Genomic DNA, 20,604 nt, shown 5'->3' on the forward strand with positions numbered 1-20,604 from the left:
ACTAGATAAAAACTTGCGTATTCTAGCATAAATTAAGAAATCTCTATGAAAAAAAATCAACGAAATATGGCAGATAATAAATCAAATGCAATTGGACAGGTTAGAATCATCTCAGGATTATGGCGTGGTAGAAAATTACCCGTACTCAATTCCGAAGGATTAAGACCAACAGGCGATCGTGTTAAAGAAACGTTATTCAACTGGTTAATGGGCGAAGTAGCAGGGGCGACGGTTCTCGATTGCTTTTCAGGAAGTGGCTCTCTAGGCTTTGAGGCATTATCACGCAGTGCGCAAGAAGTGCTGTTTTTAGAAAAAGATAAACGTGTTGCTGCACAATTATCGCAAAATCTAAAAGCGCTAAAAACGGATAAAGGGCTAGTAAAATGCACCGATACGTTACAATTCTTACGCCAAAATACGGGAAATCAACAATTTGATCTTGTTTTTCTTGATCCGCCATTTCATTTTGATTTAGTGAAACAAACCCTTGCGTTATTGGAAGAATACCACTGGCTAAAAGACAATGCCCTTGTGTATGTCGAAACGGAAAAAGGCGTGACGTTGTCACTTTCTGCAAATTGGGTATGCGAGAAAGAGCGTGTTACAGGGCAAGTCTGTTACCGTTTATATCGTTACTCAAATACGGCGGTATAAACCATTTTCTTGGACAAGCCAGTCTTGTAATTCAAGATCGAGCAATTCGCACATAAGTGTATCAATTGGCATCTGGGTTTTCTCAGCAAGCTCATCAAGGGAAATGGGGTGATAGCCGATATGTTTTAAAAGCGGTGGTTCTTCCCGAAGGGCTTGTTGTGGTTCAAGCATGGCAGGTGGCTTATGAGAGGAAACATACTGATAAGGTTGGATAACTTCTAGAATATCCTCAACCGACTCCACAAGCGTTGCCCCTTGGCGAATTAATTGGTGGCAACCTTGGCTAAATTGATTTTGGATGTTACCCGGTAGGGCAAAAATATCACGATTTTGTTCAAGGGCGTAGCGGGTTGTGATGAGCGATCCGCTTTTTAGCCCCGCCTCAATGACTAGGACACCTTGCGATAAGCCACTGATAATTCGATTCCGTTGGGGAAAATGTTTAGCGATTGGCGGTTGGTCGGGCAAAAATTCTGATACAATCAGGCCCCGATTTTCGAGAATTTTTTTGGCTAAGGGGACATGCGATTTGGGGTAAATATGATTCAAACCACAACCCAACACTGCGATCGTTTGGGCATTCATATTTACAACCGCCTCATGGCAAAAGCCATCAATCCCCAACGCTAAACCGCTAGTAATATGAAATCCTGCCAATGTCAGTTCGATTGCAAAATATTTTGCCCAATATTCGCCATAAGACGAACAATGCCGACTGCCCACCATTGCCATTTGTGGCGTATTTAAAAGTGATTTTTCACCACGGGTAAATAATAACGATGGTGGCGTTGCCGTTTGTTTTAAAAGATAAGGGTAGTCCTCATCAAAAATTGTCATTAGATGGCAATCATCTTGTTGCGCCCATTGTAATGTTTTTTCAATTTCCACTTCATTTGGATGAAACCACGCTCTAATTTGTTTTTCATTCCAACCTAAATGACGGAATGCCTCTCGATCGTAGTTTAGTAAATCGGTGAGGGAGATTTTTTCTAAAATTTGCATAATTGAGCGCTGACCGAGATGCGGAATTTGGTTTAAACGCAAAAGAATTTCAGCGATTTTATGTTGGCTAAGTTGAATCATATTTTGTTCTCAAAAATAAAATAGATTATGCAAAAATGAGAAAAAAGATGTTGCGATCCTGATCGAAAAAATAGATATAGGAGTCTAATGCTTAAAATCTGGCAATATGAGGGTTTTTCTTTTGGAGTAATCCGAGTAGAATAAAGTCCGTTTTTTGAAGATAAAAGGAGAGTTTATGCAGCGTATTTTTAATAATGATTTAACCCTTGCACAATTTGATCCTGAGCTTTATGCCGCTATGGCGGAAGAAGCACAACGCCAAGAAGATCATATTGAGTTAATTGCCTCAGAAAACTATACCAGCCCATTGGTAATGGAAGCGCAAGGTTCGAAATTAACCAATAAATACGCAGAAGGCTATCCGGGCAAACGCTATTATGGCGGTTGTGAATTTGTTGATATTGTTGAAAATCTTGCGATTGAGCGTGCGAAAAAACTATTTGGCGCAGATTATGCAAACGTCCAGCCACATTCAGGCTCACAAGCAAATGCAGCCGTATATTCTGCATTAGTATCTGCAGGGGATACCATTCTAGGTATGAGCCTTGATCACGGTGGTCATTTAACGCATGGCGCAAAAGTGAGTTTTTCAGGCAAAATCTATCACTCTGTACAATACGGGATTAATGAGCAAGGCTTGATTGATTACGATAACGTACGTCAATTAGCCATTGAACATCAGCCAAAAGTGATTGTGGCAGGTTTTTCTGCTTATTCACAAGTGGTGGATTGGGCGAAAATGCGTGAAATTGCGGATGAAGTGGGTGCTTACTTATTTGTAGATATGGCACACGTTGCAGGGCTAGTTGCGGCAGGAATTTATCCAAATCCTGTTCCCCATGCACACGTTGTTACGACAACTACACACAAAACATTAGCAGGTCCGCGTGGGGGCTTAATCCTTGCGACTGGCGATGAAGCACTTTATAAAAAATTAAATAGTGCGGTCTTCCCAACCAATCAGGGCGGTCCATTAATGCACGTTATCGCAGCGAAAGCGGTTTGCTTTAAAGAGGCACTTCAACCTGAATTTACCGCATATCAACACCAAGTATTGAAAAATGCTAAAGCGATGGTGGAAGTGTTTAAAGCACGTGATTACGATATTGTGTCAAACGGGACTGAAAACCACCTTTTCCTAGTGGATCTCGTTCGTCATAATATTACAGGTAAAGCGGCGGATGCGGCACTTGGTCAAGCTAATATTACCGTGAACAAAAATTCCGTACCGAATGATCCACAAAGCCCATTCGTGACATCAGGAATTCGTATTGGCACACCCGCAGCGACTCGCCGCGGTTTTGGTGAAACTGAAGTACGCGAATTAGCAAACTGGATATGCGATATTTTAGACAGTATCGGCACTGAACAAGAAAGCGAAGTTATTCATAATATTAAAGAAAAAGTCATTACACTTTGCCGCCGTTATCCTGTTTACGGACAATAATTGAAAAGAAAGAATGCGACCATATTTGACACTTCAAAATGGTCGCATTTTTCATTGTAAAAAAGAATTTTAAAAATATGTATTTGGAGTCATTATGTTAATTACAAAATCAAAATATAAGCGGGCGCGAATACGGATTAAATTACAACGCCTCGCTTTTATGGAAACAAAATTAGTGTTGCAATTAGTTTTAATTGTCGGCATTTATTATTTGGGAGTGGGGCTATCTCATTTTATGCCCGTCATTCCGGGGAATATTCTCGGTATGGTTTTGCTCCTTATTTTTCTACTCAGTGGTGCATTGAAATCAAAATATATTCATGAGGCATGTTCCTTCCTCTTAAAATATATGGCGATCTTCTTTCTACCCGCTGCTGTCGCCTTAATGAGTTGTACCACACTCTTAAAAGGTGCATATTTAAAATTTGCCTTTGTTTGCATTGTTACCACAATTTTAGTCTTTATTGCCACAGTAACCACTGTTGCGATTGTTTCGCGTCTTATTGCACGTAAACAATCTCGGGTTTAAGGAGAGAAAAGATGTACTGGCATTTTATTGGTATCTTGACTTTAGGCACACTCTGTTCAGTTGTGACATTTAAAGGGGCAACGTGGCTTTATAGCAAACTAAAAACCCCCTTTGCGAACCCTTTACTGGTTTCTGCTGCCATTCTAATTTTACTTTTACTTGTCACCGACATTCCGCTTGAAGAATATGAAAGTGGCACGGTAGCGATCTCATTTTTCCTTGGACCAGCAACGGTTGCATTGGCCTATTCGGTTTATATTCAATGGAATTTATTGAGAGAGAATTTTATCCCTATTTGTGCAGGTTGTTTAGTGGGATCACTTGTTTCCATGACGAGTGCATATTTCCTTTGTGAAGCCTTGGGGTTAGGGGATAATCTGGCGCTTTCATTTGTACCGAAATCTGTTACTATGCCGATTGCCTTAACCGTTACCCAACAATTAGGCGGAACCGCAGCCATTACCGTTGCTGCCGTGATTGTGACAGGGATTCTAGGCGCAATTCTTTCACCGATGTTGGTGAAAATTTTTAGAATTAAAAACCCAATCGCAACAGGCATTGCTATAGGAACTTGTAGTCATGCCGTTGGTACTACAAAAGCCATCGAAATGGGCGAATTGGAAGGGGCAATGTCAGGGGTGGCGATAGCCGTTTCTGGATTATTAACTACGCTTATTGTCGTTATCGCACGGGTGTGTGGAGGAATTTAGTTATGCAACCTGCAGAAAATATCAAAAAAACAAAATTACGTGAACTGGCAACAGGCGTAACCTTATGGACTTATAACGAGATCCCGATGGTGGAAATTCACCACCCAATCGGCGATGCGCTTATCTCTTTGCAAGGCGCACAATTATTACAATGGCAACCGCAAGGCAAAGACAAAAGTTTGCTTTGGCTAAGCGATATTGAGCCTTTTCAACTAGGCAAAGCCATTCGTGGCGGTATCCCGATTTGTTATCCGTGGTTTAATAATGCAGGCACTCCAGCGCACGGTTATGCACGCATAAGCTTATGGGAATTAGTCAGCCATCACGTCACTCCACAAAGTGTATATCTCGTTTTTGGGCTGTTTGATAAAAATGGCATGATTGAAGCACGCCTTGAAATGCAGTTTGATCAGCATTGTCATCTTATGTTTAAACACTACTTAGAAGATCCCGCTCAAGTGGCGCTTCATAGTTATTTTCAAGTATCAAACATTAAAAATGTTGGGGTAGAAGGACTTCCTGAAAGCTGTTTTAATTTTGTGACGCAGCGTGATGAAATCGTACCGCCTATCCGCCATATCAATGGGCATACAGACTGTTGCTACCGCATTCCACGAGAAAGTGAAGTGTCTATCCTTGATGGCACTGATAAAATTTCCATTATGCAATGTAATGCGTCCGATACCGTTGTCTGGAACCCTTGGGAAAAGGCAACCAGTGCAATGAGTGCGGATGCCTATCAACACATGCTTTGTGTCGAAACCGCCCGAATCCACGATAAATTGCCAAAAAATGAAAATTTAATCTTAAAGATTTTTACGCAATAACCGTGAATTATTCCCTCAAATATGGTAAAAAAGAACGTCTTTATTTAAAAAGGAAAATTTATGAATCAATTACAACAAATTATTGAAGAAGCTTTTGAACGTCGTGCTGAAATTACACCAACAAACGTCGATCAAGCGACCAAAGCCGCCGTTGAAAGCGTAATTGGCGGATTAGATAGCGGAAAATTCCGCATTGCTGAAAAAATTGATGGCGAATGGGTTGTTCATCAATGGCTTAAAAAAGCGGTATTACTTTCTTTCCGCATTAACGAAAACCAACTTATTGATGGCGCAGAAACGAAATACTTCGATAAAGTACCACTAAAATTTGCAGACTACGATCAAGCACGTTTTGAAAAAGAAGGTTTCCGTGTTGTGCCTTCTGCAATGGTACGTAAAGGGGCATTCATCGGTAAAAATGCCGTATTAATGCCATCTTATGTCAATATCGGTGCTTACGTCGGTGAAGGTACCATGGTTGATACTTGGGCAACGGTAGGCTCTTGCGCACAAATCGGTAAAAACGTTCACCTTTCAGGTGGCGTAGGCATTGGTGGCGTATTAGAACCATTACAAGCGAACCCAACTATCATCGGCGACAACTGCTTTATCGGCGCACGTTCTGAAATCGTAGAAGGCGTTATCGTAGAAGACGGCTGCGTGATCTCAATGGGCGTATTCATTGGGCAATCAACCAAAATTTACGATCGCGAAACAGGTGAAATCCACTACGGACGCGTCCCAGCCGGCTCAGTGGTCGTATCTGGTTCATTACCATCAAAAGACGGCAAATACAGCCTTTACTGCGCAGTAATCGTGAAAAAAGTGGATGCAAAAACACTTGGTAAAGTGGGAATCAACGAATTACTACGTAGCGTAGAATAATTTTTTAACCCTTAAAAATTTATATAACCCTAAGGACTGATTTCTAGCAATAGAAGTCAGTCCTTTTTATTTATTGGATAAAAATTAATTTAAACGTCAAAAAATATTATATAAAAAATATTATAAAAGGCAGCAAGAGTAATTCTTTAAAAGTATTTTGTTGTTGTCAATGAATGATAGGTGTACAATTCGCAAATTTTATAAATTATCCTAAGTGCCGAGCAGATGTGATATTTGGAGATTAAAAATAAATACGCAAAGCATACAGGATTATTCTTTTAATAACCCATAACGCAATAGCAGGGAAATATGAATCTAAATTATAAAACCTATATTGGTAGTGCTTCTAAGCGTAATTATGAAGAAAGTGTAGAACATGTTATTGGATATTTAGAAAATGATAGGATTCGTAGAGATATAATAATAAAAGAATTTGAATATGGTATTAGAAAGGTGAATACACTTTGGCTTACAAGTGTTTATCATCAAAAACTAGCTTCACAAGCATTGCTTGAATTTAATGATGTTGATAAGTTTAAACAGGAGATCTATGTTGCTGCAAAATTAACATTTATGGAGAATTATAAAGTTAAAGTAATGCCATGCTATCTAGCGTGGTGGATTTTTTTGTCTGATAGTCCTGAACTAATGGGATATCTAAAATCTAACATATCTTATTTCTTAGATAAATATGCGAAGTGTACAGCAAGTTATATGCCTAATGGAGGGTTTCTTTTATACCATATTTTACTTGCACTTAATGATGATTGGGAAACACTAGAAAAATCTGTGGTAGGTTTTTTAGAGAGTAATAAGAAAAACCAGATCCGTTATATCCCTGATCATAAATTCTTTTTAGCTATGTGTAAAAAGGATATTCAGGGTATGGAAGAGGCATTAAATATGTTATTAGTCCCTAAAGTAGAAAGAAGAAGAATGCATGATCTTGATGCTTATTTCGATTTTTACCTCAATTTTATTGTGTTAACTTATGCGAAACTTGCGACTTTAAAAGGGTTTGATTTAAATATTGATCGTCCTACAGCACCTAAAGAATTAATTGTTTATGCGCCTTTAAAAGAATACAAAGATCCATATGATTTTATGCAAGACTATAGTTTTGATACGCATTTTGAATGGGGTGAAAAACGTATTCAAATTGAGCATGAAGCAGATATGGAAGCAAAGAAATTTAAAAATAGAATTAAAGCAACATTTAAACGATTATTCCGTATAGACGAGTAAAGTAATATAAATACCAGTAAATCCATAAAATTTCACGAATTTGCTGGCGTGATACCTTTCTTCCAAAGCACAGGAGAATAAAATGCGCGATACCATACAAGATGAAAAATTTTTTGAAAATCGAATTAATGAAACTGAAGATTTTATTTCTAAGTGGAAAACATATCTCAGTGAGGATAGAGAGAAAAAGCATGGCATGGAATTAACACGTGCCTCTCAGTATTGTCGATAGCATATAGTAGGATTTTTAGACAATATTATTCTATTGGTAAAAGTCCTGATGAACTTTATCCATATTATAAGGAGTGGCTGAGTTATTATAGTAAAGCAGTAGGAAAAAATCAGTATATGGACTTAGGCGATCTTCTAGATTTATTTTCTATTGGGGTATGTTATGAAGATAGAAAAGAAGAATTTTTACCATATCTTCAAAGTATTGTGGATAATGCACAGCCATACATTGACCCTACTTTGGAACTCTATATTAAATATTTAGGATTAAAGCCTAATGAAGGGAAGCGTGCGAAGTTTAAAGTAAATTATTTAGAGCGGTTATTAAATAGTGAAGATAAGGTGAAAGCGCTAAAAAACACTATGGCAAACTGGTATCGTTTTAATCAAGGGCAACCTTGGTATGGACGTCATGAAAGAGAAAATTATGATGGCTACTGGGCATTTGATGTATGTGGGTTAGTTAAAATTTTAGGAATAGATGATGATGTGGTCAAAGATCATAAATACTATCCCTATGATTTAGTCCATTTTAATGATAATAAAAAATAGTTTACCCCGCCAGTAAATCCATAAAATTTTACGAATTTTCTGGCGTGATTTTAAAACCATTAATTTTATTTAGTGGTAAAAGGAGAATAAAAGATGAGATATCTAATATTATTATGTTTTACTCTAGTCTTATCTGGATGCTATTTAGGGAATGGTCCTCCGGATGAAACAGAACTTTGGATAAAAAATGGTAAAAAAATACCTATTAATGAACAGATGGCATGCTATAAAAAAGTAGAGACATTATATTTAACTAAGGAAGAGAGAGATTCATTGGATAAGCTAGACGATGAATTTATGAAGGAGCCTTTTAAACTGATGGCTAATAAAGCAAAATATGATAGATATAATTCTTTAGTGGACAAAGTATCTGTATTGAGTAGTAAATGTTTCTACGATTTAGGTTATCGTTTTAATGCTCCTTTTTATTGGTGCCTTATTGGGAATATGCATATTTGTAAGGAAAATATAAAGTATAGCGGGTATGGATTAAATTATATTTTCCCTTCATCTCCTTCGCCACAGGAAAATACTGATTCCCAGTAGTAGGATTTTTACAAAAGACTGATTTCTAGCAATAGAAGTCAGTCTTTTTTATATATTAGACAAAATTAATTTAAACGTAAAAAATTTTATAAATGTTAGAGTAATTCTTTAAAAGTATTTTATTGCCGTCAATGAATGATAGGTGTACAATTTAATAATCTTATAAATTATCCTAAATGCTAACCGGACGTGATATTTATAAATACGCAAAGCAATGTAGGATTATTCTTTTTTTATTACTCATAATCTAATAACAAGGAAGTACGGAAATATGAAATTAAATTATAAAACCTATATGAATAGTGCTTTCATTCGTAATTATAGGGAAATAATATAGATTCCAGTAAATCCATAAAATTTCACGAATTTACTGGCGTGATTTTAAAAACCATTAATTTTATTTAGTGGTAAAAGGAGAATAAAAAATGAGATACCTAATATTATCATGCTTAATCTTAGTCTTATCTGGATGTTATTTAGGAAATGGTCCTCCTGGAGAAAATGAGTATTGGGTAAAAAGTAATAAAAAAATTACCAATAATGATATAGATAAATGCGATCAACTTGCAGATAAATATGCATTTGGGAGCAAAAAAGAAAAGGAAAGATTTGATTACTTGCAATCTGTAGCGGATACGGATTTTGACAAATTATACTATAATAAAAAGGATTATAGCCAATATGAATCACTTCTAGACACGTATTTTAAATATAAACAGGGATGTTTTTATAGGCTAGGCTACCATTTTGCCGCCCCTTTTTATTGGTGTCTTGCTGGAAATATGGATATTTGTAAGATGAATTCTGGGTATAGTTATTATGGATTAGGCTATGTTCTCACCCCATTTTTTTCCCCACCAAAAAAGACTGATTCCCAGTAGTAGGATTTTTACAAAAGACTGATTTCTAGCAATAGAAGTCAGTCTTTTTATTTGCTTGAAAAATAAAAAACTCACCTTAGATATTTTGAGGTGAGTTTTTGTTTTAGTGGAGAAAAATCTTATTTATAACCATTTGGATTGTTTTTTTGCCAATTCCAAGTGTCACGCATCATGGTGTTAAGGTCGCGTTCTGTTTTCCAGCCTAGTTTTTCCCACGCTTTTTTCGGATCAGCATAGCAAGTTGCGATATCACCAGGGCGACGTGGGGAGATTTGATAAGGTACGTCAACGTTATTTGCACTCATAAAGGCGTTGACCATATCCAGTACAGAATAACCTGTTCCTGTGCCTAAGTTATAAACATGGCAGCCTGCGTCAGTTGCGTGCGTTTCGAGCGCTTTTAAATGCCCAAGTGCAAGGTCAACGACGTGAATATAATCACGAACCCCTGTACCGTCTGGGGTTGGGTAGTCGTCGCCGAATATAGACAGTTTCGCTAATTTACCCACGGCAACTTGGCTGATGTATGGTAAAAGATTATTCGGGATACCATTTGGATCTTCACCGATTAAGCCACTTTCGTGCGCACCCACTGGATTGAAATAGCGGAGGATAACTGCGCTTAATTTCGGATTAGCTTTGCAGGTATCCATTAAAATACGTTCTACCATATATTTTGATGTGCCGTATGGATTAGTGGTACCGCCGACAGGGGAGTCTTCAGTAATTGGCACGATTTGTGGATCGCCGTAAACGGTTGCTGATGAGCTAAATACAATGCTATAAACGCTCGCACGGAGCATTTCTTCTAAAAGCACGATAGAGCCAGTTACGTTATTTTGGTAATATTCTAACGGTTTTTGTACGCTTTCACCGACAGCTTTAAGCCCTGCAAAATGGATAACGGACGTAATAGAATGTTCGGCAAAAATTTTGCGTAAAATGTCACGATCGAGAATATCGCCACGGTAGAAAGGCACTTTTTTTCCTGTAATTTGTGCCACACGGTCTAAAGATACTTCGCTTGAATTAGATAAATTATCCAATACGACAACCTCTAATCCCGCTTTCATTAATTCTACTAAAGTGTGCGAACCGATGTATCCCGCACCGCCTGTAACCAGAATAGTCATAATTAACCTCACGAAATAAAAACGAGGCTAGTTTTTAGGAAAAGCGAGGGCTTGTCAAGGAAAGAAGTGCCGTAACTTGATTTAGGCTAAAAATGTGAATTTGTTTTGCTTTTTTCCGTATTTCCCCTTATAATGCGTCGCTCAAAGCAAATGCTTTGACAAAATACGAGAAACCGCTGGGTCGCCTGCGGTTTTATTTTTAAATTAATTTTATTAGAGAAAGCAAAAATGGCATTTACATTTGAAGCAAAAACACGTACTGCGTATGGTAAGGGTGCGAGCCGCCGCCTACGTCACAATGGTGAATTCCCAGCAATCATCTACGGTGGTGAAGAAGCACCAGTTTCTATCATCTTAAACCACGATGAAGTAAACAACGCACAAGCTCATGACAGCTTCTATAGCGAAGTTATTACTTTAGTTGTTGACGGTAAAGAAGTGCCTGTAAAAGTACAAGCAATGCAACGTCACCCATTCAAACCAAAACTAGTGCACATCGATTTCAAACGTGCTTAATTTTTAGGTTGAGAAAAAACGCCAAAGCAATTTGGCGTTTTTTTATGGCTAATAAAAAGGAGAAAAAATGAAAATTGCGCTTGGCGTAGAATATCTTGGTGAAAAATATTACGGTTGGCAACGACAAGAGAAAGTCAGAAGTGTACAAGAAGAATTAGAAAAAGCCTTGTCTTTTGTTGCGAATGAGCCGATCGAAGTCTTTTGTGCAGGGCGCACTGATTCGGGCGTGCATGCGACAGGGCAGGTTGTGCATTTTGAAACTCAAGCAAACCGCCCAGAAAAAGCGTGGACATTTGGCACCAATGCGAATTTACCTGATGATATTGCTGTGCGTTGGGCAAAAATTGTCGATGAAGATTTTCACGCACGCTTTAGTGCAACAGCACGCCGTTACCGCTACATTATTTTAAATCAAAAACAACGTGGTGCGATTTTATCTGCAGGCGTGACCCATTACCATTTGCCACTCGATCATCATAAAATGCACGAGGCAGCCCAAGCATTATTAGGCGAACGAGATTTTACTTCATTCCGTGCCGCACAATGTCAATCTAAAACCCCATGGCGTAATGTGCATCATGTCAAAGTAACGCGCCACGGCGATTATATCGTAGTAGATATTCAAGCGAATGCGTTTTTACATCACATGGTGCGAAATATTGTCGGCAGTTTATTAGAAATTGGCGCAGGCAATAAACCAGTAGATTGGATGAAAACCTTATTAGAATTAAAAGATCGCTCTCAAGCTGCCCCGACAGCAAAAGCGAACGGATTATATTTAGTCAAAGCATTTTACCCTGAACATTTTCAATTACCAGAAATGCCACTTGGTCCATTATTCCTACCTGAAAACCTCGAATAAAAGCAATTACGCCCCTTTTTTCGTAAAAATTTTTATGATTTTGCGGGCGTGATCGCATTTTTTCACTCAAAAAAAGATTTTTACTCTCTCATCGCTTTAAAGTATTTGTCTCGGAGGGAGAGTATGAACAAATTATTTATTTTACTTATCATTAGCCTATGGGCGATGAAAATCTATTCGGTAACAGAACCATTGCCACCACAACTCATGTTATTAAAGGTTTATCACGGACAATCTTTGCAAGGTTGGGTGATGAGCGAAAAACTAGATGGTGTGCGTGGTTATTGGACAGGCAAAGCACTTTATAGTCGCCAGAAACGCGTATTGACCCCTCCGCCTTATTTCACCAAGCACTTTCCGCCGTTTGCGATTGACGGCGAGCTTTTTATTCAACGCCAAGCCTTTGATGAAGTATCTCGTATCGTACGTTCACAAGGAGATAAGGGTTGGTCTAAGATTAAATTAAACGTATTTGATGTACCGAATGCTCAAGGTGATTTATTCCAACGGCTTGCTACGTTAAAACAGTATTTGCAAAAGCACCCCAATGCACCGATAAAAATTATCCCGCAAATTCCGATTCAATCAAAAACGCAGATGATGACGTTTTTTCACCAAGTGGTGGATAATGGCGGAGAAGGTATTGTATTGCGTAATCCAAAATTGAATTATCAACATGGGCGGAGTGATCAAATTTTAAAATTTAAACCCTTACTAGATGACGAATGTAAAGTGATTGCCTATCGAGATGGGCGAGGAAAATATCAAGGCATGTTAGGATCGGTTATTTGCCAAAACCAATATGGCACCTTTCGGATCGGTTCAGGATTTAGCGATAAAGAGCGCCAAAATCCACCACCAATAGGAACGGTCATTACCTATCAATATCGTGGTTTTACTAAAAAGGGATTACCTCGTTTTGCAACGTTTTATCGTATAAAATCATAGAGATATTTTTATTCCTCCTTTGCATGAATTGGGTTACACTAGCCCAAAAAATAATGATAATTGGAGGAAAGACAGATGCAAAAATTCGGTTACGAGGATCTTACAATTTTGCGAGAAGAACCGCTTTATGATGGCTTTTTTAAACTAAAAAAGATTTACTTTAAGCATAAACTGTTTGCTGGCGGGGAAAGTGATATCGTTGTGCGTGAATTACTGATTAAAGGCGCAGCCGTTGCCGTTATTGCGTACGATCCAATGCGTGATGAAGTGGTGATGGTGGAACAAGTGCGAATCGGTGCTTACGATCCAAAACTCAACAATTCACCATGGCTTTTAGAATTAATCGCAGGTATGGTCAAAACTGGGGAAAGTCCAGAAGAAGTAGCAATTCGTGAAAGTGAAGAAGAGGCGGGCATTAAAGTTGAAAACCTCACCCATGCCCTTAGCGTATGGGACAGCCCAGGTGGCACGATAGAACGTATCCATATCCTAGCGGGCATGACCGATAGCACAACCGCTCAAGGTTTACATGGTTTAGCCGAAGAACACGAAGATATCCGTGTACATGTGTTGCCACGTGAAAAAGCCTACGAAATGGTAAGCAATGGTGAAATCGATAACTGTATCGCCGTGCTTGGTTTGCAATGGTTACAATTAAATTATCAAAAATTAATCCAAGCTTGGGGATAATTTTTACGAGTTGTATTTTTATTTAGCAAAATCAAGTTATTTTTAATTTTAAGCGTCATAAAATGTATGTAAAAAGTGTGAAGTACGTCATATTTTTTTAACAAAATTGTTTAAAAAATATGAAGCTGTTAACATTTTTGAACATTTGTGAGTGCATTTAAAGAGAAAAATTTGTACCTTATGCACAGCTAATCAAAAGAGGAAAAAAACGTTGAGTGACGCTTATCAACATAATATCGATTCAGATGCCGTAAAATTTATTCAAATAACCGATCCCCATCTTTTTGAAGATGAAAGTAGTGCGTTATTGGGAATGAATACGTCGGATTCTTTTTCACAAGTTTTAAAAGAAGTGGTAGCGGATACTTTCCCTTACGAATGCGTACTTGCAACAGGTGATTTGGTGCAAGATCGTGCGAAGAAAAGCTATGAGCGTTTTTGTCAGCAAATTAAATCACTCAATAAACCTATCTTTTGGACAACAGGCAACCACGATTATTTACCCGATATGCACGAAGTATTGGGGCAGTACCCTGATTATATTTTTCCACACAAACATATTCTCATGGGTAAACACTGGCAAGTTTTACTTTTAGATAGCCAGGTTTATGGTGTGCCATACGGACGCTTAAGCCCGTGCCAATTAGCATGGCTTGATCAGAAACTCTATCAAAATCCAGAACGTTATACCTTGGTGGTTTTTCATCATCATATTATTTCGACTGATTCCGCATGGCTCGATCAGCACAATTTGCGTAATGTATATGATTTATTAACGATCTTGAAAAAATACCCTAATGTAAAAGGGATTCTCGGCGGGCATATCCATCAAAGTATGGATAAAATGTGGGAAGGTTATCGTGTGATGTCCACACCATCAACTTGTATTCAATTTAAACCCGCTAACCATAAGTTTAAACTTGACGAACTTCAGCCCGGCTGGCGCGAAGTCACCCTCCACGCAAATGGCGATATTGAAACCCAAGTTAAACGCGTCCAACAAAAAACGTTCCTCCCGAATCTGTTAGGGGAAGGGTATTAGAATTATCTTAAAGCACTCAAATAGAATAAAAGGCTAATGACTGTTAAGCAACCATTAGCCTTTTTCGTTTCTAATATTAAGCAAAGTTTTTATTGCATTTTTTCATCAAGTTTTTTACTGAGTTTATAAGCACCCGATACGGTAAAACTTGCGATAAGGGCTTTGAGTAAACCACCAGCAATAAATGGGGTGAAACCATATTCAAGGACTTTATCCGCAGGGACGAAGAATGAAAGTTGGAATAATCCAAAAACGAAAGTAGTTGCAGAGGCAATGATTGCGATAAAAAATGCGGCCATTGGGTAATTTAAAATGCCTTTGTCAGAAAAATAGCCTAGAATATAAGCAGTCGCTAAGAAACCATATAAATAGCCCCCCGTAGGTCCAAAGAAAGCAGCAATGCCACTGCTACCATTTGCAAAGACAGGTAAGCCAAGGGCACCTTCTAATAAGTAGAGTGCGACACTGGCAACCCCTGCACGTTTGCCAAATGCAAAACCAACAATGGTTACACCAAGGGTTTGTCCTGTAATGGGGACGGGTTGAAGTGGGATAGAAACTTGGGCTAATAAGGCAATAAATAGCGAACCAATGATCGCCTTAATTGCCGTGACTTTCAGGCTGTTATCAATAAAGAAAAATTTTGTTTGTTGAATAATCATCATAAGTATAACTCTTAGTTGAAAATAGAATAAAAATCGCACTATAAATGAGATTTAGAAGAAAATAAAGATGTTAGCAAAAGAATATTTTATCGCCATATATAACGATGAGGGCGTGGGTAACTTAGGTTTTACCTCTTTGTTTGCCGTAGCAGCAGAAAAACTTCGCATAGCAAGTTGCGGCTTGGGGCGTTTTCACCTATCACCAATTTCGGCAAAACAAATTTTGCAAGGCGAGTTGCACCGTTATCAGGCACTGATTGTCGGTGGTGGGGCGGATTTGCCATATTTAAATGCTTTGGGGCAGATGGGGTGTGAAAAAATTGTGCAGTTTGTCGCACAAGGTGGGCATTATCTTGGGATTTGTGCAGGAGCGTATTTTGCGTGTGATCATATTGATTTTACGGGTGAAAATAGCCGAATCGTCGGGGAGCGTTATCTAAAATTTTTTCCTGGATGTGGAAAAGGCGCATTCGCGGAATTAGCACATCATCGCCTTTATGATGGCAGTAGCGATTGCCAAAAGATGATTCAGATCATCGATTCGCATGGGAATGCCATGCAAGCTTTATATTACGGAGGCTGTGGCTTTGTGGGCGATTCTGCAAAAGTTGATCGTCACTTTTTCTATCCCAATGGTTTGCCTGCCGTGATTTCAGGGCAATGGGGGAAGGGAAGTTTTCTACTATCAGGTGTGCATTTTGAATACGATAGTGAAAGTTATCGTTGTACTCAGGGCATAAATACGGTGAACAAACAGCAGATTTATGCCGCCTTGCAGAATGGAAAGTATGGCGAGGCTATTTGGCAAAAGGTGGCGAAATTAATTTGCAAAGAATAAGGTTGCGTGAATCTTTATCTTCGTTAAAAAAGAAAAGCGATGCCCACGAGCATCGCTTTTTTACGCCCTGATTTTCGGGAAAATTTATATAATAACCTTATTTCGCACGTAATTGCTTTAAGAAAGCTTGTGTGCGTTCGTGTTGTGGGTTATGGAATAAATCTTGTGGCGCACCTTGTTCTACGATATGCCCTTTATCCATCACAATCACGGTATCTGCGACATCTAAAGCGAATTTAATCTCATGCGTCACCACAACCATCGTCCAACCTTCTTTTGCAAGGGTTTTCATGGTATTTAACACTTCTTGCACGAGTTCTGGATCAAGGGCAGAAGTCGGTTCGTCAAATAGCATCAATTCAGGTTTAATCGCCAATGCACGCGCGATACCAACACGTTGTTGTTGTCCGCCAGAAAGCTGGTAAGGATAAAGATCTTTTTTATCCGCTAAACCCACTTTCGCAAGCAGTTGTTCTGCTTCTTTTTGGACAGTTTTGGCATCACGTTTCTGGACTTGAATAGGACCTTCAGTCACATTTTGCAATGCGGTTTTATTCGGGAAAAGGTTATATTGTTGGAAAACCATGCCCGATTTACGACGCAACGCTAAAATCTCTTTACTACCATGCTTTTTAGCAAAATCAAAAAGAAGTGGGGCATTATCTTCAAATTCAATCGTTCCTTGTTCTGGAATTTCTAGGGCATTCAAACAGCGTAAAAATGTGGTTTTACCTGAACCAGAAGGACCAAGGATAACGACAACTTGCCCCTTTTTAATATCAAGATCGATACCTTTTAGCACTTTATTTTCGCCAAAAGTTTTATGAATATTACGAACTTTAATCATCAATCAATTCCTTCTCAATATTAAGAGGCAAAGCAATTTAAGCGTTTTTCAATACGCGCTTGAATTAAGAATAAAACAAAGCAGAAACACCAGTAAATCGCTGCAGCTTCAATGTAAACAGGCAAGAAGTCGTATGACATATTTGCCATTTGTTGTGCTACACGGAACATTTCTGTTACGGTAACGATTGACGCAAGTGATGTTTCTTTAAATAAACCGATAAAGGTATTACTGAGCGGTGGAATCGCTACCTTGATAGCTTGTGGAGCAATAATGCGACGGAAAGTCTGCATATAGCTCATACCAATACTATATCCCGCTTCCCATTGTCCTTTTGGAACAGAAGTAATTGCTGCACGCACAATTTCAGAACCATACGCCCCGATATTTAAAGAAAAACCGATAATTGCAGCAGGGATAGGATCAATAAAAATATTTAATGCAGGTAATCCGTAGAAAACAATAACTAATTGTACGAGTAATGGCGTACCACGGATAATAGACACATACCCTTTGACTAAACTATATAAAAGCCCGTGGAAGAACCCTTTGACTGGGGTAACACGTACTAAAGCGACTAAAACAGCAATAATCATTCCACAAATAAAGGAAACGATAGCGAGTGGAATTGATACCATTACCGCTGCTTTAACCATCGGAAGAAAGGCATCAGTGACCAAAGCAACCCGTGCATCGGTCATAAAAGGTAAACTATGTAATAAACTATTTAACACTAATATCTTTCCCGAAAAATTCAATACCAAGTTGTTTTAATGTGCCATCTTTGCGAAGTTCTTCAAGCGCAGCATTAATTTTTTCAAGCGCTTGTTCGTTTCCTTTATTTAAACCAAAACCGACAGCACGTTTGTCTGGTGATGCCCATACAATTTTATAAGGCGCATTTGGGTGTTGTTTTAAATAATCTAAAACAGATAAAGAATCGTTAAAGGTGAGATCAGCACGTTTTTGACCGATGAGTGTGAGAGCCATTGCCATACCATCAACTGGAACGATGATTGCACCATATTGTTGTGCAACTTCGCCGTAATGTGAATTTAATGCAGATGCAGCACGTTTTCCTTTAATATCATTTAACCCTTTAATGGAATTTTCATCTTTGCGGGTAACTAACACATCACTTGAATAGTCATAAGGAGCTGATTTATCAAAAGTTGCTCGGCGTGCAGGCGTGGTGAGTGAAATTTGGTTGGCAACCATATCAAAACGACCTGATTTTAACCCTGCAAGCATGCCACTCCATTCGGTTTCACGAAAATCTACTTTTACGCCTAATTTTTTTGCGACAGCACGTGTCACTTCTACATCATAGCCAGTTAATTTGCCATCTGCATTATGGTAAGTAAACGGTTTGTACGTTCCTTCCGTTCCTACCACGATAGTGCCGTGATCATTAATACGATCGATAAGGCTACTTTGTGCAAAAGCTGGCACAGCGACAGCGACCGCTACTGAGGTTAATAAAAGTTTTTTAAACATAAAAGCTCCTATAACAATCAAAAAATAAAAAGTGTAGGCATTTTAAAGGGAAGATTGGAAACATGTCAATATACTAGGGGGGAGTTTATAAAAATAACTGAATAAAATGCCTAAATATTACTTATTTGGTAGGATATTAGATAACTCAATCGTGTTATTTTACAAATAGTTAATTTAAATTTAACCGAATAATAATAGAAAAAATACATAATGTTACATCTTTTAGTAAAAGAAAAGAGTGACCTGAAAGCATTCAATAAATCAGCAATATTTATCAAATATTTTTTTAAATAGGGGACGTTTTCTATGTGTTTTTGCAGGATAATTCTGGTCGTGATAAGCCTATTTTTTCAAAATTTCTCACTAAAATGCTTAGCGAACTACTGGTACATTTAGATTAAGAAACGCTAATGTAGGGCAGAAAAATAATAAAAAAACCGCACCTTTTTAAGAAGGTTGCGGTTTTTATGTTGTCGTAATTTTGTAGAAATTAGCTCACTTCTTTAACTAAAATTAGACTGTCATCATCTGGAGTGAAAGTTGTTGTTGCGTTTGGCATTTCTTCTTTATCAAAAGCAATATCGCCTTCAATACCTGCAAGCGTACTACCTTGACGAATATTTTTAAAATCGAATAAGCGTGGATCGCAAAGGTGTGACGCCGTCACATTTTGTAACGCACTGAACATGGTTTCAATACGTCCTGGATATTGACGATCCCACGTTTGTAGCATTTCTTTAATAACTTGGCGTTGTAAGTTAGGCTGAGAACCACAAAGGTTACACGGAATAATCGGGAATTGTTTTGCATCCGCATATTTGATTAAATCTTTTTCTTTACAGTACGCAAGTGGGCGAATAACAACGTGTTTACCATCATCGCTGACCAGTTTCGGTGGCATTGATTTCATTTTGCCGCCGTAGAACATATTCAAGAATAAAGTTTCGAGCATATCATCACGGTGGTGACCGAGTGCAATTTTAGTTGCGCCTAATTCCGTTGCGGTGCGATATAAAATACCACGACGTAAACGTGAGCAGAGCGAGCAGGTTGTTTTGCCCTCAGGAATTTTTTCTTTTACGATACCGTAAGTATTTTCTTCCACGATTTTGTAATCCACACCAATACTTTCTAAATATTGTGGTAGCACGTGTTCTGGGAAGCCAGGTTGTTTTTGGTCGAGGTTTACGGCAACGATATCAAAGTGGACTGGGGCGTTATGACGGAGATTTAATAAAATATCTAATAAAGCATAGCTATCTTTCCCCCCAGAAAGACATACCATGACTTTATCGCCTTCTTCAATCATATTGAAATCGGCAATTGCATTCCCCACATTACGGCGTAGGCGTTTTTGCAATTTATTGAAATTGTAGATTTGTTTCTTATCTTGTTTGTCTTGATTGGTATTCATTCTATAAAACCATAAAATTTAAAAGTGACATATCATAAAGTGAAAGTGATTATTTGCCAAATATTTTACCGACAAATCAGGATAGGCAGAAAAGGGGGAGTTTAGATAAAAAATAAGCCCCATAACGATAGTATGGGGCTTCGTTTTTGAAAAGGTTTTTATAAAAGGAGATAAATAAAAACACTCCAAAAGAAAATTTGGCTCCTCCTGCTGGACTTGAACCAGCGACATACGGATTAACAGTCCGCCGTTCTACCGACTGAACTAAGGAGGAATAACTTCATAACCACAAGGATGAGCCGCGCATTATAGGGATATTTAAAATATTGTCAACACCTAAATGCAAAAAAATTTAAATTTTTTTAAAATTGATTATTCAAGTGAGATTAATGGCAAAATAGAGAAATAAAATTCTATCCACATTTTCTGTGGATAACTTTGTGGAAAATGCAAGAATATCACCCTTAACCCCTTAGTATTACAAGGGTTTTGAAAGATGAGTTTAAAAATGATTGAAAAATAACATTTATTTATTTTTCAATAGGTTAAAAAAGGTAAACCC

General features: G+C 38.1%; 24 protein-coding genes and 1 tRNA gene. 17 read left to right on the forward strand and 8 right to left on the reverse strand.

Annotated elements, in window-relative coordinates:
• The first annotated feature begins 45 nt into the window (after positions 1–45).
• A complete protein-coding gene (gene rsmD / locus EL259_RS07925; protein ID WP_232019043.1) occupies positions 46–654 on the forward strand; it encodes a 16S rRNA (guanine(966)-N(2))-methyltransferase RsmD in 609 nt (202 codons plus the stop codon).
• On the opposite strand, the gene dprA is transcribed toward rsmD, so the two are convergent.
• Entirely contained in the window at positions 637–1,737 is a 1,101-nt protein-coding gene (dprA, locus tag EL259_RS07930) for a DNA-processing protein DprA (protein ID WP_126600560.1), read from the reverse strand. The two genes, rsmD and dprA, sit on opposite strands and share 18 nt — an antisense overlap.
• A 184-nt stretch (positions 1,738–1,921) precedes the next feature.
• Between dprA and glyA the strand changes: the two genes are divergently transcribed.
• The 10 genes from glyA (at position 1,922) to EL259_RS07975 (ending at position 9,590) form a co-directional block, all read left to right on the forward strand.
• Positions 1,922–3,184: a serine hydroxymethyltransferase gene (gene glyA, locus EL259_RS07935; RefSeq protein ID WP_126600934.1), complete on the forward strand. Its 1,263-nt coding sequence runs from the start codon at positions 1,922–1,924 to the stop codon at positions 3,182–3,184.
• Between the two features lie 94 nt (positions 3,185–3,278).
• Positions 3,279–3,713, forward strand: coding sequence for a CidA/LrgA family protein (locus EL259_RS07940; RefSeq protein WP_126600562.1), 435 nt, complete (start codon positions 3,279–3,281; stop codon positions 3,711–3,713).
• 11 nt (positions 3,714–3,724) lie between these two features.
• The gene (locus EL259_RS07945; protein ID WP_126600564.1) at positions 3,725–4,423 is read left to right on the forward strand and encodes an LrgB family protein; all 699 of its coding nucleotides are present in this window, start codon (positions 3,725–3,727) and stop codon (positions 4,421–4,423) included.
• 2 nt (positions 4,424–4,425) lie between these two features.
• Positions 4,426–5,250: a D-hexose-6-phosphate mutarotase gene (locus EL259_RS07950; RefSeq protein WP_232019044.1), complete on the forward strand. Its 825-nt coding sequence runs from the start codon at positions 4,426–4,428 to the stop codon at positions 5,248–5,250.
• A gap of 60 nt (positions 5,251–5,310) precedes the next feature.
• On the forward strand, positions 5,311–6,135 hold the full coding sequence (dapD, locus tag EL259_RS07955; RefSeq protein ID WP_126600566.1) for a 2,3,4,5-tetrahydropyridine-2,6-dicarboxylate N-succinyltransferase: 825 nt from the start codon (positions 5,311–5,313) through the stop codon (positions 6,133–6,135).
• A 309-nt stretch (positions 6,136–6,444) separates the two neighbouring features.
• Entirely contained in the window at positions 6,445–7,380 is a 936-nt protein-coding gene (locus EL259_RS07960; protein WP_126600568.1) for an Imm49 family immunity protein, read from the forward strand.
• 82 nt (positions 7,381–7,462) lie between these two features.
• Entirely contained in the window at positions 7,463–7,612 is a 150-nt protein-coding gene (locus tag EL259_RS08645) for a hypothetical protein (protein WP_172594241.1), read from the forward strand.
• Positions 7,603–8,163, forward strand: a complete 561-nt coding sequence (locus tag EL259_RS07965; protein WP_172594242.1) for a PoNe immunity protein domain-containing protein — start codon at positions 7,603–7,605, stop codon at positions 8,161–8,163. The genes EL259_RS08645 and EL259_RS07965 overlap by 10 nt, the downstream gene beginning before the upstream one ends.
• Before the next feature lie 93 nt (positions 8,164–8,256).
• Complete coding sequence (locus EL259_RS07970; protein WP_126600570.1) at positions 8,257–8,709, forward strand: hypothetical protein; 453 nt, start codon at positions 8,257–8,259, stop codon at positions 8,707–8,709.
• Positions 8,710–9,134: 425 nt separating this feature from the next.
• Positions 9,135–9,590, forward strand: a complete 456-nt coding sequence (locus EL259_RS07975; RefSeq protein ID WP_126600572.1) for a hypothetical protein — start codon at positions 9,135–9,137, stop codon at positions 9,588–9,590.
• A 119-nt stretch (positions 9,591–9,709) separates the two neighbouring features.
• Here the strand turns inward: EL259_RS07975 and galE are convergent, their stop codons facing one another.
• Positions 9,710–10,723 (reverse strand): UDP-glucose 4-epimerase GalE, encoded by a 1,014-nt coding sequence (galE, locus tag EL259_RS07980; RefSeq protein WP_126600573.1) that lies wholly within the window; start codon positions 10,721–10,723, stop codon positions 9,710–9,712.
• 228 nt (positions 10,724–10,951) lie between these two features.
• On the opposite strand from galE, the gene rplY reads away from it, so the two are divergent.
• The 5 genes from rplY (at position 10,952) to cpdA (ending at position 14,781) form a co-directional block, all read left to right on the forward strand.
• Complete coding sequence (rplY, locus tag EL259_RS07985; protein WP_126600575.1) at positions 10,952–11,239, forward strand: 50S ribosomal protein L25; 288 nt, start codon at positions 10,952–10,954, stop codon at positions 11,237–11,239.
• Between the two features lie 67 nt (positions 11,240–11,306).
• On the forward strand, positions 11,307–12,101 hold the full coding sequence (gene truA, locus EL259_RS07990; protein ID WP_126600577.1) for a tRNA pseudouridine(38-40) synthase TruA: 795 nt from the start codon (positions 11,307–11,309) through the stop codon (positions 12,099–12,101).
• Positions 12,102–12,224: 123 nt separating this feature from the next.
• On the forward strand, positions 12,225–13,049 hold the full coding sequence (locus EL259_RS07995; protein WP_126600579.1) for a DNA ligase: 825 nt from the start codon (positions 12,225–12,227) through the stop codon (positions 13,047–13,049).
• A 75-nt stretch (positions 13,050–13,124) separates the two neighbouring features.
• The gene (gene nudF, locus EL259_RS08000) at positions 13,125–13,739 is read left to right on the forward strand and encodes an ADP-ribose diphosphatase (RefSeq protein ID WP_126600581.1); all 615 of its coding nucleotides are present in this window, start codon (positions 13,125–13,127) and stop codon (positions 13,737–13,739) included.
• Between the two features lie 211 nt (positions 13,740–13,950).
• Positions 13,951–14,781, forward strand: coding sequence for a 3',5'-cyclic-AMP phosphodiesterase (gene cpdA / locus EL259_RS08005; protein ID WP_126600583.1), 831 nt, complete (start codon positions 13,951–13,953; stop codon positions 14,779–14,781).
• Between the two features lie 89 nt (positions 14,782–14,870).
• Here cpdA and EL259_RS08010 read toward each other — a convergent pair whose 3' ends face one another.
• Positions 14,871–15,446, reverse strand: coding sequence for a biotin transporter BioY (locus EL259_RS08010; RefSeq protein WP_126600585.1), 576 nt, complete (start codon positions 15,444–15,446; stop codon positions 14,871–14,873).
• A 67-nt stretch (positions 15,447–15,513) separates the two neighbouring features.
• On the opposite strand from EL259_RS08010, the gene EL259_RS08015 reads away from it, so the two are divergent.
• Positions 15,514–16,284: a BPL-N domain-containing protein gene (locus EL259_RS08015; RefSeq protein WP_126600587.1), complete on the forward strand. Its 771-nt coding sequence runs from the start codon at positions 15,514–15,516 to the stop codon at positions 16,282–16,284.
• Between the two features lie 97 nt (positions 16,285–16,381).
• Here the strand turns inward: EL259_RS08015 and EL259_RS08020 are convergent, their stop codons facing one another.
• From EL259_RS08020 to EL259_RS08040, 5 genes are all read right to left on the reverse strand, one after another.
• Positions 16,382–17,131 (reverse strand): amino acid ABC transporter ATP-binding protein, encoded by a 750-nt coding sequence (locus EL259_RS08020; protein ID WP_126600589.1) that lies wholly within the window; start codon positions 17,129–17,131, stop codon positions 16,382–16,384.
• 20 nt (positions 17,132–17,151) lie between these two features.
• Positions 17,152–17,832 carry an amino acid ABC transporter permease gene (locus tag EL259_RS08025; RefSeq protein ID WP_408608240.1) on the reverse strand — a complete coding sequence of 227 codons (681 nt, stop codon included), beginning with the start codon at positions 17,830–17,832 and terminating at the stop codon, positions 17,152–17,154.
• Positions 17,833–17,854: 22 nt separating this feature from the next.
• Positions 17,855–18,628, reverse strand: a complete 774-nt coding sequence (locus EL259_RS08030) for an amino acid ABC transporter substrate-binding protein (RefSeq protein WP_126600593.1) — start codon at positions 18,626–18,628, stop codon at positions 17,855–17,857.
• A 490-nt stretch (positions 18,629–19,118) separates the two neighbouring features.
• Positions 19,119–20,042: a tRNA 2-thiocytidine(32) synthetase TtcA gene (gene ttcA, locus EL259_RS08035; protein ID WP_126600595.1), complete on the reverse strand. Its 924-nt coding sequence runs from the start codon at positions 20,040–20,042 to the stop codon at positions 19,119–19,121.
• Positions 20,043–20,240: 198 nt separating this feature from the next.
• Positions 20,241–20,316: transfer RNA gene (locus tag EL259_RS08040), tRNA-Asn, on the reverse strand.
• Positions 20,317–20,604 lie beyond the last annotated feature (288 nt).

Source organism: Actinobacillus delphinicola, from assembly GCF_900638385.1.
GTDB lineage: Bacteria > Pseudomonadota > Gammaproteobacteria > Enterobacterales > Pasteurellaceae > Actinobacillus_C > Actinobacillus_C delphinicola.